The 13750-nt window shown below is 38.5% G+C and carries 15 protein-coding genes and 1 pseudogene; 9 read left to right on the top strand and 7 right to left on the bottom strand.

Annotated features, from left to right (window positions below):
• Positions 1–46: 46 nt before the first annotated feature.
• From LVD16_RS06075 to panC, 5 genes are read right to left on the bottom strand one after another with little or no spacing between them, the layout of a single operon-like run.
• Positions 47–739, bottom strand: coding sequence for a zinc metallopeptidase (locus LVD16_RS06075; RefSeq protein ID WP_233773030.1), 693 nt, complete (start codon positions 737–739; stop codon positions 47–49).
• 6 nt (positions 740–745) lie between these two features.
• Positions 746–1186 (bottom strand): D-glycero-beta-D-manno-heptose 1-phosphate adenylyltransferase, encoded by a 441-nt coding sequence (gene rfaE2 / locus LVD16_RS06070; RefSeq protein WP_233773029.1) that lies wholly within the window; start codon positions 1184–1186, stop codon positions 746–748.
• A gap of 13 nt (positions 1187–1199) precedes the next feature.
• A complete protein-coding gene (locus LVD16_RS06065; RefSeq protein WP_233773028.1) occupies positions 1200–2246 on the bottom strand; it encodes a lysylphosphatidylglycerol synthase transmembrane domain-containing protein in 1047 nt (348 codons plus the stop codon).
• 6 nt (positions 2247–2252) lie between these two features.
• Positions 2253–2600 carry an aspartate 1-decarboxylase gene (gene panD, locus LVD16_RS06060; protein ID WP_233773027.1) on the bottom strand — a complete coding sequence of 116 codons (348 nt, stop codon included), beginning with the start codon at positions 2598–2600 and terminating at the stop codon, positions 2253–2255.
• A 10-nt stretch (positions 2601–2610) separates the two neighbouring features.
• The gene (gene panC / locus LVD16_RS06055) at positions 2611–3525 is read right to left on the bottom strand and encodes a pantoate--beta-alanine ligase (RefSeq protein ID WP_306309385.1); all 915 of its coding nucleotides are present in this window, start codon (positions 3523–3525) and stop codon (positions 2611–2613) included.
• 51 nt (positions 3526–3576) lie between these two features.
• Between panC and LVD16_RS06050 the strand changes: the two genes are divergently transcribed.
• Genes LVD16_RS06050 through glmS form a run of 3 tightly spaced genes read left to right on the top strand, consistent with a single transcriptional unit; the run spans position 3577 to position 7633 of the window.
• The gene (locus LVD16_RS06050) at positions 3577–4380 is read left to right on the top strand and encodes a glycogen/starch synthase (protein ID WP_233773026.1); all 804 of its coding nucleotides are present in this window, start codon (positions 3577–3579) and stop codon (positions 4378–4380) included.
• 13 nt (positions 4381–4393) lie between these two features.
• Complete coding sequence (locus tag LVD16_RS06045; RefSeq protein WP_233773025.1) at positions 4394–5776, top strand: DUF4270 family protein; 1383 nt, start codon at positions 4394–4396, stop codon at positions 5774–5776.
• A 21-nt stretch (positions 5777–5797) separates the two neighbouring features.
• A complete protein-coding gene (glmS, locus tag LVD16_RS06040) occupies positions 5798–7633 on the top strand; it encodes a glutamine--fructose-6-phosphate transaminase (isomerizing) (RefSeq protein WP_233773024.1) in 1836 nt (611 codons plus the stop codon).
• A 19-nt stretch (positions 7634–7652) separates the two neighbouring features.
• On the opposite strand, the gene LVD16_RS06035 is transcribed toward glmS, so the two are convergent.
• Entirely contained in the window at positions 7653–8306 is a 654-nt protein-coding gene (locus tag LVD16_RS06035; RefSeq protein ID WP_233773023.1) for a 3-hydroxyacyl-CoA dehydrogenase family protein, read from the bottom strand.
• Between the two features lie 48 nt (positions 8307–8354).
• On the opposite strand from LVD16_RS06035, the gene LVD16_RS06030 reads away from it, so the two are divergent.
• From LVD16_RS06030 to LVD16_RS06010, 5 genes and pseudogenes are all read left to right on the top strand, one after another.
• Complete coding sequence (locus tag LVD16_RS06030; protein WP_233773022.1) at positions 8355–8735, top strand: RidA family protein; 381 nt, start codon at positions 8355–8357, stop codon at positions 8733–8735.
• Positions 8732–9205, top strand: coding sequence for a hypothetical protein (locus LVD16_RS06025; protein ID WP_233773021.1), 474 nt, complete (start codon positions 8732–8734; stop codon positions 9203–9205). The genes LVD16_RS06030 and LVD16_RS06025 overlap by 4 nt, the downstream gene beginning before the upstream one ends.
• A 55-nt stretch (positions 9206–9260) precedes the next feature.
• On the top strand, positions 9261–10805 hold the full coding sequence (gltX, locus tag LVD16_RS06020) for a glutamate--tRNA ligase (protein ID WP_233773020.1): 1545 nt from the start codon (positions 9261–9263) through the stop codon (positions 10803–10805).
• 17 nt (positions 10806–10822) lie between these two features.
• On the top strand, positions 10823–11047 hold the full coding sequence (locus LVD16_RS06015; protein WP_233773019.1) for a hypothetical protein: 225 nt from the start codon (positions 10823–10825) through the stop codon (positions 11045–11047).
• 2 nt (positions 11048–11049) lie between these two features.
• Positions 11050–11819 (top strand): annotated as a pseudogene (locus LVD16_RS06010) (TIGR00266 family protein).
• A gap of 5 nt (positions 11820–11824) precedes the next feature.
• Here LVD16_RS06010 and LVD16_RS06005 read toward each other — a convergent pair.
• Positions 11825–12418, bottom strand: a complete 594-nt coding sequence (locus tag LVD16_RS06005; RefSeq protein ID WP_233773018.1) for a methyltransferase family protein — start codon at positions 12416–12418, stop codon at positions 11825–11827.
• A 95-nt stretch (positions 12419–12513) separates the two neighbouring features.
• On the opposite strand from LVD16_RS06005, the gene LVD16_RS06000 reads away from it, so the two are divergent.
• Positions 12514–13725, top strand: a complete 1212-nt coding sequence (locus tag LVD16_RS06000) for an NAD(P)-dependent oxidoreductase (RefSeq protein ID WP_233773017.1) — start codon at positions 12514–12516, stop codon at positions 13723–13725.
• The last annotated feature ends 25 nt before the right edge of the window (positions 13726–13750 follow it).

The following is a 13750-nucleotide window of genomic DNA, read 5'->3' as shown; positions in this document are numbered from 1 at the left end:
TTTTAAAAATATAATTCAAATAACCGGCAGAATTAGTACCTACATGCTAATCACGGTTACCTAAGAACATGCTTATGTAGTATAGTAGCGTTACCAGAGATGCCAAAGCCGCCACCACATAGGTCATGGCTGCCCATTTCAGAGCGTCCTTAGCCATCCCGTATTCGTTCGAATCAACAATGTGTCTTTCTTTAACCCAAGCTAAAGCCCTTTTACTAGCATCAAATTCCACTGGCAGTGTTACTAATGAAAACAACGTCATAACACTGTATGCACCAATAATTACCAGTAATACCAGTTGGATAGGGAATGTCTGGAAAAGAAAAATACCACCAAATAACATTATCATCATAATGATATTCAAGATCTTCGCGCTGGCATTCTGAATCGGCACCATTGCAGATCTGAACTCTAACATGCTATAAGCTTTAGCATGCTGCACTGCGTGACCACATTCGTGAGAAGCAACAGCTGCTGCCGCGGCATTCCGACCGTGATACACGGCCTCACTTAAATTAACTGTCCTGTTTGAAGGATTATAGTGGTCTGACAAGTGTCCTGACACCGATATGACTTTTACATCATGTATACCATGGTCTGCCAACATTAACTGAGCAATTTCGGCTCCTGATAAATTCTTATTTAAGGGAACTTGAGAGTATTTTTTAAACTTGCTTTTAAGCTTATGCTGTACAGCAAAACTTATGATCCCAAATACTATAATTATAACCCAAATCATATTTCATTAAGTTTTCTTAATCTTATTAATCAAATTGGTAGTAGAATAACCACTAACTAAATCAATGGTTTTCACCTCTCCACCATTATTGATAACAATATCTGAGCCAACAATGTCTTCTGCCAAATAGTCACTTCCTTTCACTAAAACATCTGGCTTTATGGCACTTATGAGTTCATATGGGGTTTCTTCTGAGAAATAGATTACAGCATCTACAAAACTAAGAGCGGCCAAAAGGCGTGCACGGCTGTACTCATTATTCAACGGTCTTTCTTCACCTTTTAATTTTTTAACTGAGGCATCTGTATTAATGGCCACAACCATTCTATCTCCCAGTTCTGCTGCTTTTTCTAAATAATCAACATGTCCGAGATGAAGAATATCAAAGCATCCATTGGTAAAGACCAGCTTTTCATTTTCTTCCTTCCAGCTCTCTCTTAAGTTCAAGAAAGCGTCTAAATCATATATTTTTTCCTGTGTTCTCAACTTTCTTTCTAGCTACCTGACTTAAAAACAATGAAACTGCTCCTACTACTATAATCACCAACGTTTGCCATCCATGAAAGATGAACGTGAAAGGAATAGCCTTTTCTTCAGGCAAATTATAGAGCAACACAAGACCTAATGGTACTAAAATATGGAAACTGCCGGCACCGCCAGGCAAAGGTAAAGCCATAGCTATACCACCTATTACAAATATAGTGAGCGCGGCCAACACACCCAGGTGTGAAGTCTCCGGGAATGCTAACATTACTAAATACATCATTAAGTAATAGCAAACCCATATACCTAACGAATATACAATGAAAAGGAATCTCTTTTCCAGACGAAAGATGCTGGTTAAACCACTTTTTAGTCCTTTAAAAATCTTACGGGCCTTAGACATATATCTCAATGTCAGGTATCTTCTACTTTTAAATAAATAGAGCACTATCATTACAATGGCCACTATGAATAATACTGCCCCTATAATTATAGTGTAAGAGAAACTTGAATCACCTGTAGCTGTCAGTTTCTTAATTTCATCAGACTGAAAGAAATAAACCAGATTATCTAATTCAATAAAAAAAGAAGTGGAAAGAAGAATCACCAAGAAGATAACGTCAATGATCCTCTCCATCACTACGGTACCGAAAGAAACATCAACCGGAGTCTTATCTATCCTGTAAAGATTGTAACACCTGGACACCTCACCACCTCTGGGTACAGCCAGGTTAATAAAATACCCTACCATCACAGACATAAAGCTGTGCCCTAGTGAAGGTGTGTACCCCAAAGGCTTGAGCAATAACTTCCATCTTTCCGCGCGAATAACATGGCTCATAACTGCAGCCACTGCGGATAATACTAAAAACAACTTATCGGCACTATTCCAGGTTTTCATTAGAAAACCCCATTTAGTTTCATCTCCTGAAACCTCTATATTTTCGAACGATATCCATAGGAGAAACGCTGTTATGCCCAGCATAACCACGTACTTCAACCCATTCTTAATACTACTACTCATTTAGGATTATAGTAGTTTATTGTTAGCATCAGGAAAAATGATGGCAGGCTCAAATTTTTTCGCCTCCTCAAAATCCATATGTGCGTATGATATAATAATTATAATATCTCCTACCTGAGCTCTACGTGCAGCCGGTCCGTTAAGGCAAATCATGCCACTACCGCGCTCACCTTTGATAATGTACGTTTCTATACGTTCACCATTATTCACATTCACTATCTGCACTTTCTCTCCTTCAATCATATTGGCAGCATCCAGCAAATCTTCATCAATAGTTATACTACCTACATAATGCAGTTCTGCTTGCGTTACTTTAACCCTGTGAATTTTGGATTTTAAAACTTCTATATTCATGAGAATAAAATCAGAAATCTAATTTAATAATAACATTGTCAATTAACCTAACATCTTCCACATACCCAGCCACACATACGGCAACGGTTCCGGCATCTGAAATGTTTTTAACTGGCTCTAAGGTATCTAGGCCTACTATTTCTATGTACTCAATTTTTACTTCATGAGAATCAAACAGCTTTTCAACTGCTACCTGCACATCGGCAGGGCTGTCACCTGCTTTCAACATTGTCTCCGCTAGCTGAAGAGATTTATATAAAGCTAAAGCCTGTTTCTTACCATCTTCGCTTAAGCGTCTATTTCTTGAAGACATGGCAAGACCATCATCCTCTCTATAAATAGGAACTCTACGGAGTTGAAGCCCAAAGCTAAGATCATCCACCAACCTATTAACAATCATATACTGTTGCAGATCCTTCTGACCAAAATAGGCATAATCCGGCTGTACAATATTGAAGAGTTTGGACACTACTACTCCAACACCGTTGAAGTGCCCAGGACGGAAGGCACCCTCCATCACAGATTCCAACTTTCCGAAGTTAAATTGTAACTCAGGCAAATTAGGATACATCTGCTCTACTGATGGCACAAAAACCGCATGACAACCGCGCTGCTCAAGCATTTTCAGGTCAGCTTCCAGCGTTCTGGGGTACTTTTCCAGATCATCAGCGTTATTAAATTGAGTGGGATTAACGAAAATAGTGGCTACAGTTAAATCGGCCTCTTTAAGGCTTTCATCTATCAGGGCAAGGTGCCCTTGATGCAAGGCTCCCATTGTAGGAACAAGCCCAATAGACATACCACTTTTTCGCCCCTCTTTTAAGTAACTTTTTAACGGAAAAATCTCCTTAAAAACCTCCATGAGTACATTTTGAATGGCGGCAAAAGTAAGTTTTTCATCATAGAATATATGGAAAAATGGCAAAAATTTTGTAATTTTGTGCTCTTATTCTACGCAAACAAATCTCATACACATATGTCAAAACTTCGTATTCTTTATGTAGCCAGTGAAATCAATCCTTTCTTAAAAACATCAGAAGTAGCTGAGTTTGTAAGGAAATTACCACAGGCTATGCAAGAGAAAGGGATGGAAATCAGAATTCTGGTTCCGAGGTTCGGATTGATAAATGAAAGAAAAAATCGCCTGCACGAGGTTGTACGACTTTCAGGAATCAACATTGCTGTTGGTGACGAAGAGAAACCTTTAATTATCAAAGTTGCATCTATACCTAATGCTAAACTTCAGGTATACTTTATTGATAATGAAGATTATTTCCACAGAAAATATGTTTTCCATGATAAAGAAAATAATTTCTATGAGGATAATGATGAGAGGGCAATATTTTTCTGTAAAGGCGTTATAGAGACCGTAAGGAAACTAGGCTGGACTCCTGACATTGTTCATTGCAATGACTGGATGACAAGCTTAATTCCTCTATATTTGAAAACAACTTATAAAAATGATCCGTTGTTCAAAGACGCGAAAACTGTATTTTCGGTTTACAACAACAGCTTCAAACATAAGTTTAACAATGATCTGCTAGACAAAGTAAAAATGATGGACATTGAAGATAGCATGTTAGCTAACTTACAGTCTGCAGATTATTATGGATTTATTAAACTAGCAATGGAATTCTCTGATGCTGTTATTCAAACGGAAGAAGATGAGTCTCTGAGCAACTTGTTTGATAAAACCGAAGAAAAGAAAATTGAGACAATAGAACAAGACGAAAATTTTACGGACTCTTATTATAACTTATATAATGAACTTGTGGGCTAGAACCAGAGGGCTGATGTTACTTTCAGCCCTCCTATTTTTTTCATGCGAAGAAGACCTTTCTACTGTAGGACTCCCCCCCGATAATAATTTGGGGATTTTTTTTGCAGAACTTCCTCTTAACGATCAGTTATCTACCATATGGGTTGATAGTTTAAACACCAGAGGAAAATCAATAATATCAGTAGGCCAAGCCAATGACCCATATTTTGGTCACATTGAAGCCAAAAACTATTCTGAGGTATCACTACCTGCACTAAATCCAGGAGCCAGCTTTGACGAATCTGCAACCTTCGATTCATTAGTAGTAGAGCTAAGAGTAAATGGGCTCTATGGGCCTAATGATGCTCCCGTTAATGTTGAAGTATACCGTATTGAAGAATCTATAGAATTAGTAGACGGGGATGAGGAAGCTATCTACTTTTCCTCCGCTTCGGAACAAGCTATTGGAGAAAAATTAGGGCAAGCAACATTTAACTTTGTATCTGATTCAGTAAACCTTCTATTTGGGGAAACTACCTTAGATGAAGATATTCCAGCTGACTCTACAATAAAAGCGAATTACTACGATACTGACGAGCGATACATCTACATGAAGCAAATAAAGCTAGACAATAGCTTTGGACAATCTTTCTTTGATAGGATTAAAAGTGAAGATGATATTTTTGGAGATTCGGTTGATCAATACATTGACTACTTCAAAGGTCTTGCTTTTTCCAGCACATCAGGCAATAGTATTCCTTCATTTGAAATTTCATCATTTTCAGGAATGAAATTTTACTATAGTGAACTAGATACTGCCGGAAATAAACAAACTAAAGTATTAAGGTTTGCATTTAGCACTGCTCGCTCATATAATAACTATACCCCAAATAAAAACCAGGGTTGGTCAGGGTCCTCATTTGAGATCAACTCATTTTATACTCCAGTTATTGATGACGAATATGTTTATGCTCAGGGCGGAACAGGAATTCTGCCAGTAATAGACCTTTCATATCTTAGAAATTTCACAGAATCTGATACAGCGAAAAACGCAGTAATACAACGTGCTCAGATAATTATTAAGAATATCATAGATCTTAATAATTATGATGCTCCAAGCCAGTTATCTTTCTATCTTACTAGCCCAGATAAACTAGCTCAGGGTAATTACAGTGCCTCTGCTATCGGACATTCTCTGTCACCTTCACAACCTTTGGTAGCCATTTATGATGCTGAGTTGAGAGGATATGTTGCTGACATACCCCGCTATTTGAGAGATTTAGACCTGAATCTAGTAGACTATGATCAAGTAGTTATTGTTCCTAGTAACCTTACTACTAATCTTCGTAGATTTGTTGTAAGCAAAGATGATGTTAGCCTTCATCTTTACTATACAAAACCAGACGTTAGCCAGTAAAACACTAAAACCAATTAGATCATGTGTGGAATCGTTGCATATGTGGGGTCCAGAAAAGCCCATGAAGTAATTATAAAAGGACTTAAGAGGTTAGAATACCGTGGATATGATAGTGCAGGTATTGCATTATTAAATGACGGTTTGAATATATATAAAAAGAAGGGTCGTGTTATTGATCTGGAGGAAACTCTGGAAAAAGATAAGCTAGATAGCACAATAGGTATAGGACACACCAGATGGGCCACTCACGGTGAACCTAATGATGCCAATGCTCACCCTCACTATTCTCACTCTAAGAACCTTGCCATTATTCACAATGGTATTATTGAAAACTATAGCTCTTTAAAACAAGAGTTAATGAACAAAGGTCACAAGTTTTTAAGTGACACTGATTCAGAAGTTTTCATTCATTTCATTGAAGACATTCAAGTAAACAATAACTGCTCTCTAGTAGAAGCAGTGAGATTAGCTCTTACCAAAGTAGTTGGGGCTTATGCTATTGTTATCATGTCTAAAGACAACCCAGACATGCTTATTGCAGCAAGAAAGGGAAGTCCATTAGTAATCGGAGTAGGTAAAGATGAATTCTTCCTGGCTTCTGATGCTACACCAATCATTGAGTATACTAACGAAGTCGTGTACTTAAATGATTATGAAATAGCTGTTATCGATAACAACGAGCTTTCGCTTAAAAATACTCAGGACGTATCAAGTACTCCATATATCCAAACTTTAGACATGGAATTAGAAGCCATTGAAAAAGGTGGGTATGAGCACTTTATGCTTAAAGAGATTTTCGAACAGCCTAAGTCTATCGGTGACTGTATGCGTGGCAGGTTAAGCGCAAAAGATGGCAGATTAGTCTTAGGTGGTATTAGAGAATACGCCAACAAACTAGTGAATGCGGAGCGTATCATCATAGTAGCATGTGGTACATCATGGCATGCTGGACTAGTGGCCGAATACTTCATAGAAGAATATTGCAGAATACCAGTAGAGGTAGAATATGCATCGGAATTCAGATATAGAAACCCGGTAATAAAAGAAGGTGATGTAGTTTTCGCCATTTCTCAATCAGGAGAAACTGCGGATACACTTGCAGCAATTGAACTTGCCAAGTCTAAAGGAGCCATCATCTTTGGTGTTTGTAATGTGGTAGGATCATCTATTTCAAGAGTTTCTCATGAAGGAGCCTATACTCACGCCGGACCAGAAATTGGTGTAGCTAGTACCAAGGCATTTACAGCTCAGCTTACTGTGCTTAATATGATTGCACTTCGTGTGGCACATCAAAAAGGTACTATTACTGACAGAAGATTTAGAGAGCTACTTGTAGAGCTTGAAAACATTCCTGCTAAAGTAGAGAAGGCCTTAAAACTAGATAGTCAGATTAAAGAAATTTCTGAGCTTTTCAAAGATGCCAGAAACTTCTTATATCTAGGTAGAGGGTATAACTTCCCTGTAGCTCTTGAAGGTGCTTTAAAGCTAAAAGAGATCAGCTACATCCATGCTGAGGGTTATCCTGCAGCAGAGATGAAGCACGGACCTATTGCCTTGATAGATGAGGAGATGCCGGTAGTATTTATTGCTACCAGAGATAGCTCTTACGATAAAGTAGTTTCTAATATTCAAGAAGTGAAGGCTCGTAAAGGTAAAGTTATCGCTGTGGTAACTGAGGGAGATGCACTTATACCTCAAATGGCCGAGTTTGTAATAGAAGTTCCAAAAACTGATGAAGCACTGATGCCTATGGTATCGGTAATTCCTTTACAGCTTTTATCATATCACATTGCTGTTATGAGAGGCTGTAACGTAGATCAGCCAAGAAACCTGGCTAAATCAGTTACTGTAGAATAAAAATAATATATATGCTGGCTTAGGCCAGCATATATTCTTTCTTTAACAAAGGACATATTTTATACCTTTCGTCTTTTGTATCATCATATAAAGCTTCCAGGGTTTCATACACATCTTGAATACCTATTTTTTCTGCCCATTCGAAAGGCCCAAAAGGGTAATTAGTCCCTAACTTCATGCCTAAGTCAATATCTTCTCTGCTGGCTGTTTTTTCCTGCACAGTATAGAACGCCTCATTGATAATCATCAAAATAACCCTCGGCGTTACCATCCCCACACGGTCTGCCACCCACTGAGCTTCAGTGCCAAGTTGTTGACAGAAACTCTCAACCTCAGCTTTGTCTTTTTCAAGAGATGTAATTTCCATCACCTCTCTATCTAGAAAACCAGGTAAACCTGCAAAACCAAAAACACGACCTTCTGGCTTTCCGTATACAAAAATTAATTCTGAGAGCGACATTTTTACCGTATTCAGAAATATTACAGCCTTAGTTTCGTATTTATATATATCAAAGCGTTCTGGTGTTTCATCTACTTTGAAATCGAAGATGGCATCGTAATCGCTTAGATCAGGATTTTCTACGTCATTTATATTGGTATAGGTATGTAGGTCTTTGAACTTGGATGTCAGTTCATTAAAATTTTCCTCGTTACCTATGATTAATATATTCATATTTTGCAGTTTTAAACAAAAATAAGAAATCACAGATAAACCGATATTATGAGCAAAACAATAATAAACAGCAGCAAAGCTCCGGCTCCTATTGGTCCTTATAGCCAGGCTGTTATGATAAAAGATACTTTATATGTGTCAGGGCAAATAGCTCTTAACGCAGAGAATGGCGACCTGATCACCGAAAACATTGAAGTTGAAACTGAGCAGGTAATGAAAAATATCGGATATATTTTAAGTGAAGCCGGGCTCTCTTTCGATCATGTAGTAAAGTGCAGCATTTTTGTGAATAACATGAATAACTTTCAGTTGGTAAATGCTGTCTATGGCAAGTACTTTCTTACTAGTCCTCCTGCCAGAGAAACTGTAGAGGTGAGTTGCCTGCCTAAGAATGTGAATGTTGAAATATCCTGCATAGCAGTGAAATGACTTTAATACCTTACAAAAGCGAAACACTTGTTTTGCCCTTTAGGGCAGAGCAAGTGGTTAGCACCATAAGATCAGTAACCCAGCCCATTTCGCTCACGCCTGAGAAGAGTAATGATCAAATATTATTCAACGGCACCGTGCATCCTGATATATTCAGGATATCACGCAAAATCGACTACCCACAAAACTACCTCCCGCTTATTACAGGAAAGATTGAAGCCTCCAGCAGAGGCTGCATAGTTTTCGTAAAATATAACCTGTTTTTTAGCTCCTTTATGTTTCTCTCATTTTGGACACTCTTCACTTTACTGGTCGGCTGTTTCTTTGTTATACATAAAAAAGAATATGATTATGCGGCTGTTGCCTTTGGAGCCTGCCTTGCTAATTACGGCGTAACCATATTAAATTTTAACAAACAAATAAATATGAGCCGGCGAGTGCTAAATCAGGTTTTAAAGCAAACGGCTTAATTGTTATCCTTTCTTAAGTTTTTGTACTTTTGCGACCAGAAATCATAAACTTAAAATGGACAGAGAAGTACGCGTTAGGTTCGCTCCCAGCCCCACAGGAGCACTTCATATTGGAGGAGTAAGAACCGCTATCTACAATTATTTATTTGCAAAAAAGAACAATGGCAAAATGATTCTTCGCATAGAGGATACAGACCAAACCAGGTTTGTGCCAGGCGCTGAAGAATATATAAAAGATGCCCTTGAATGGATAGGTATAATCGCCGACGAAAGCCCATATGCCGGTGGTGAATATGGTCCTTACAGACAATCTGAAAGAAAGGACATGTATGCCGAATATGCTCAGAAATTAATTGATGAAGGTAACGCCTACTATGCTTTTGATACTCCAGAAGAGCTTGATGCCATGAGGGAACGCTTGAAAGCAGCAAGAGTAGCTACTCCACAGTATAACGCCATCACCAGAATGCAGATGAAAAACTCTTTGACCCTCTCTGAAGATGAGGTGAAAGAAAAAATAGCATCTGGCGAACCGTATGTCATCCGTTTGAAAGTGCCTCATAAAGAGGAGATTAGACTCAATGACATGGTGCGCGGCTGGGTAATGGTACACTCATCTGCCATTGATGATAAAGTACTAATGAAATCTGACGGTATGCCTACCTATCACCTGGCTAACGTGGTGGATGATCATTTAATGAAAATTACACATGTAATCAGAGGTGAAGAATGGCTTCCTTCTGCACCACTTCATGTGCTATTATATAAATTTTTAGGCTGGGAAGATACTATGCCTCAATTTGCTCACTTACCGCTTCTTTTAAAGCCCGATGGCAATGGAAAATTGAGTAAGAGAGATGGTGATAAACTAGGCTTCCCTGTATTCCCTATCAATGGAGTATTTCCAGGCAAGGATGGACAACCAGAAACCTTCAGCGGTTTCAGGGAGGCTGGTTATTTACCAGATGCATTCTTAAATTTCCTTGTATTCTTAGGCTGGAACCCTGGTACAGAACAGGAGATATTCTCTTTCGATGAGCTAATTGATGCTTTCACCATTGAGCGCATAGGTAAGGCCGGAACTAAATTTGACATTGAAAAGGCCAAGTGGTTTAACCAGCAATACATTAAGTCGAAGTCTAATCAAGAACTTGGCAAACACCTTATAGCCTCTCTCGAAGAAAACAATGTGGCTTATGATCCAGCCAATGTGGAAAAGGTTTGTAATGCTATGAAGGAAAGAGTAACCTTCCCTCAGGAGATCTGGACTGAAGGTAAATTCTTCTTTGAGGCACCTACGGAGTATGATGAAAAGGTAGCCAGAAAAAAATGGGACGCCACCGCTGTGGACGTATTGAGCAGTTATAAAGAAGAAGTTCTGAAAGCAGATACATTAACAGCTGAATCGGCCAAAGAAATATTAAATAACATATTAGAGGAAAAAGGCGTTAAAATAGGACAAGTAATGCAGTCTGTAAGGCTAGCAATCACCGGTAAAGGTGGCGGTCCGGATTTGATGGAAATCATAGAAATTGTAGGCGCAAAAAATGTATCAAATCGAATTCAGAAGGCCATTGAAGTTTTACCGGTAAAAGAGTAAAACTAAACAATATGGTCATGGCAAAGAAAGGATCAACTAACGACAAAAGAAAACAGGAAAAACCCAAAGTAAACCCTGATTTAGAGGGCTTTGACATTCGAATAGATTCTTTCGGTGAAATTCAGACGAATTATAATATCGATAAGATAAATGAGTTCTTAAATAAAAATGTAGAAGACAAAAAACTGGTAGACAGGGACGACTACAAGAAATATAAGAACTCTAAAGACGAAGAAGAATAGCCATGAATTCACATGAAATAGATTTTGAGATCAAAGGGGAAAGCATACAAATAGTTGAAGTAGAGCTTGATCCTAATGAAACAGTAATCGCTGAAGCCGGAGCCATGTTGTACATGGAAGAAGGTATAAGCTTTGAGACAAAGATGGGCGATGGATCAAAGCCGAGCCAGGGTCTTTTAGGAAAACTGGTATCTGCTGGCACGCGAATGTTAACAGGCGAATCTCTATTCATGACTCATTTTACTAATAGAGGAATGAAGAAAGCCAAAGCGGCATTTGCGGCACCTTATCCAGGCACAATTATTCCGATAGACCTTAGCAGCACATTAAACAATGAGCTGATTGTACAAAAAGATGGTTTCCTATGTGCAGCATTAGGTACAGAAGTATCCATCACTTTTAACAAAAGGCTTGGATCTGGCTTGGTAGGCGGTGAAGGTTTTATACTGGAAAGATTAAGGGGAGATGGTAAAGCTTTTGTTCATGCCGGCGGAACAGTAATAGAAAACAACTCAACAATGAGACGCTAAGAGTAGATACGGGCTGTGTAGTGGCCTTTGAATCTAGCGTTGACTTTAGCGTGGAGTCTGCTGGTGGATTAAGATCTATGATATTTGGCGGAGAAGGCATATTCCTGGCTACCCTTAGAGGTACTGGAAAAGTATACCTTCAATCTATGCCAATAAGAAAACTGGTACAGGCCATTTCACCATATGGTAAAAACAAGGGCAAAGAGGCCAGCTCCATTTTAGGAGACATTTTTGATTCTTAAGAGTATTAGAAAAAAAGTTTTATAGAGGGTATCAGAGATGGTACCCTTTCTTTATAGTCTAAATATTCGTCTCCATAAGTTTTAATCAGCTTCTTCTCTTCAAAATATATTCCGATAGGAAGGTATACCAACACACAAACAGCTGTAACTAAGTTGGCTAGTCTACTATCATATAAAAAATAGCCGAGTACAATCAATATGGTTGCTGTATATAACGGGTGCCGAATATGAGCTAAAATCCCTCCGGTTTGTAGGCGCTGATAAGATTCTTCCTGCAAGCCCAGAAAACCTCTTGCACTATATTGCCTAAAAGATACGTTGATTATAATTACACCAACACCAGCCATGAAGAGGCTTATATATTTCACCAAATTAGTAAGCGGAATAAGTTTAGGAGAAGAAATAGTGGCATTATAGAACAGCAAAAAAAGCAAGCCAACCGTGGCTATAACATTATAAGTCATTCTGTATGATTTGAAAGATATCCCCAACTTATCCATAGCATAAGACGAAACTTTCCCTGACGCCATGGCACTATGAATAAACAAGTAAACAGCCCAGGCCACTGCTAAAATAATATATGATATTTTAAACTCCACTTCTTATACATTAATTAATATCTCCCTGCAATATGGAGGAGAAATTTTATATTTGTTTGTTAGCAATTTAAACAAACCATAACGTTTATAATAATATGGGAAGTAAGAAGATAGGTATACTACGGGAAGGTAAAATACCTGTAGATAGAAGGGTACCCTTTACGCCTGCTCAGGCCAAAGAAGTTAAAGACAAATTTAATGTAGAGCTACGCTGTCAGGCTAGTGAAATTCGTTGTTTTGAAGATGATGAATATAGAACAAACCAGGTTACAGTAGCTGATAATGTTGATGATTGTGACATTTTAATGGGTGTAAAAGAAGTGCCTATTAAAGATCTTTTAGCCGATAAAACATACTTCTTCTTTTCCCATACCATAAAAGCTCAGTCTTATAACCGAGAGCTTTTACAGACTATTCTAAAAAAGAATATCACCCTAATTGATTACGAAACACTTACCGATAAAACTGGTAAAAGAATAGTAGCATTTGGCCGCTATGCTGGCATAGTAGGCGCCTACAATGGCATTTGGACCTATGGTAAGAGGTACAACCTTTTTAATATCAGAAGAGCTCACGAATGCTTCGACTTGGATGATTTAAAAACTGAGTTTGAAAAAGTAGATCTTCCTCCAATAAAAATTGCCTTAACCGGTGGTGGAAGAGTGGCTAAAGGAGCTATGGAAGTGCTCATGGGCATGAACATCAGAAGAGTGTCTCCGGCAGAGTTTCTTCATAAGGAATTTGATCACCCTGTGTTTGTGCAGCTAAACGGCAGGGACTATAACAAGCCCAAAAACGGTGGGGAGTTTGTGCGAAATGAGTTTTTCAGCAACCCTGAAAACTACGAAAATGACTTCTTAAAATATGCAGAGGTAGCTGACCTTCTCATAGCTGGTGCTTACTGGGATCCGCGCGGCCCTGAGCTTTTCAAGAGAGAAGACATTAGCAGCCCTGAATTTAAGATCAAGGTAATTGCAGACATAACATGTGATATCGAAGGTTCGATACCATCTACCAAACAACCAAGCACCATAGAAGATCCTATCTATGATTATGAGCCTAGCCAGGGTGCCATAGAAGCTCCTTTTAATGACGAAGGTAACATTACAGTGATGGCAGTAGATAACTTACCATGTGAGCTGCCAAGAAATGCTTCTCAAGATTTTGGTAGAGAACTGATAGATAATGTTTTACCGTATTTATTAGGTGAAGATGCCGACACTATAATAGAGCGCGCTACCATTGCCAAAGAGGGCAAGCTTACACCAAAATACCAGTACCTGCAGGATTATGTGGACGGCAAATAAATGAGTGGAATAACGTATTAATTTT

It is taken from the genome of Fulvivirga ligni (assembly GCF_021389935.1).
GTDB classification, from domain to species: Bacteria; Bacteroidota; Bacteroidia; order Cytophagales; family Cyclobacteriaceae; genus Fulvivirga; species Fulvivirga ligni.
Note: the sequence above shows the minus strand (reverse complement) of the source record. Positions and strands in the feature narration are given on the sequence as shown.

Excerpts from the sequence above, each read along its gene's own strand:
- LVD16_RS06025 (WP_233773021.1), top strand. The coding sequence starts at position 8,732 with ATGACTTTAATACCTTACAAAAGCGAAACACTTGTTTTGCCCTTTAGG.
- LVD16_RS06030 (WP_233773022.1), top strand. The coding sequence starts at position 8,355 with ATGAGCAAAACAATAATAAACAGCAGCAAAGCTCCGGCTCCTATTGGT.
- LVD16_RS06035 (WP_233773023.1), bottom strand. The coding sequence starts at position 8,306 with ATGAATATATTAATCATAGGTAACGAGGAAAATTTTAATGAACTGACA.
- LVD16_RS06075 (WP_233773030.1), bottom strand. The coding sequence starts at position 739 with ATGATTTGGGTTATAATTATAGTATTTGGGATCATAAGTTTTGCTGTA.
- LVD16_RS06065 (WP_233773028.1), bottom strand. The coding sequence starts at position 2,246 with ATGAGTAGTAGTATTAAGAATGGGTTGAAGTACGTGGTTATGCTGGGC.
- LVD16_RS06015 (WP_233773019.1), top strand. The coding sequence starts at position 10,823 with ATGGCAAAGAAAGGATCAACTAACGACAAAAGAAAACAGGAAAAACCC.
- LVD16_RS06000 (WP_233773017.1), top strand. The coding sequence starts at position 12,514 with ATGGGAAGTAAGAAGATAGGTATACTACGGGAAGGTAAAATACCTGTA.
- LVD16_RS06045 (WP_233773025.1), top strand. The coding sequence starts at position 4,394 with ATGTTACTTTCAGCCCTCCTATTTTTTTCATGCGAAGAAGACCTTTCT.
- LVD16_RS06050 (WP_233773026.1), top strand. The coding sequence starts at position 3,577 with ATGTCAAAACTTCGTATTCTTTATGTAGCCAGTGAAATCAATCCTTTC.
- gltX (WP_233773020.1), top strand. The coding sequence starts at position 9,261 with ATGGACAGAGAAGTACGCGTTAGGTTCGCTCCCAGCCCCACAGGAGCA.
- glmS (WP_233773024.1), top strand. The coding sequence starts at position 5,798 with ATGTGTGGAATCGTTGCATATGTGGGGTCCAGAAAAGCCCATGAAGTA.
- panD (WP_233773027.1), bottom strand. The coding sequence starts at position 2,600 with ATGAATATAGAAGTTTTAAAATCCAAAATTCACAGGGTTAAAGTAACG.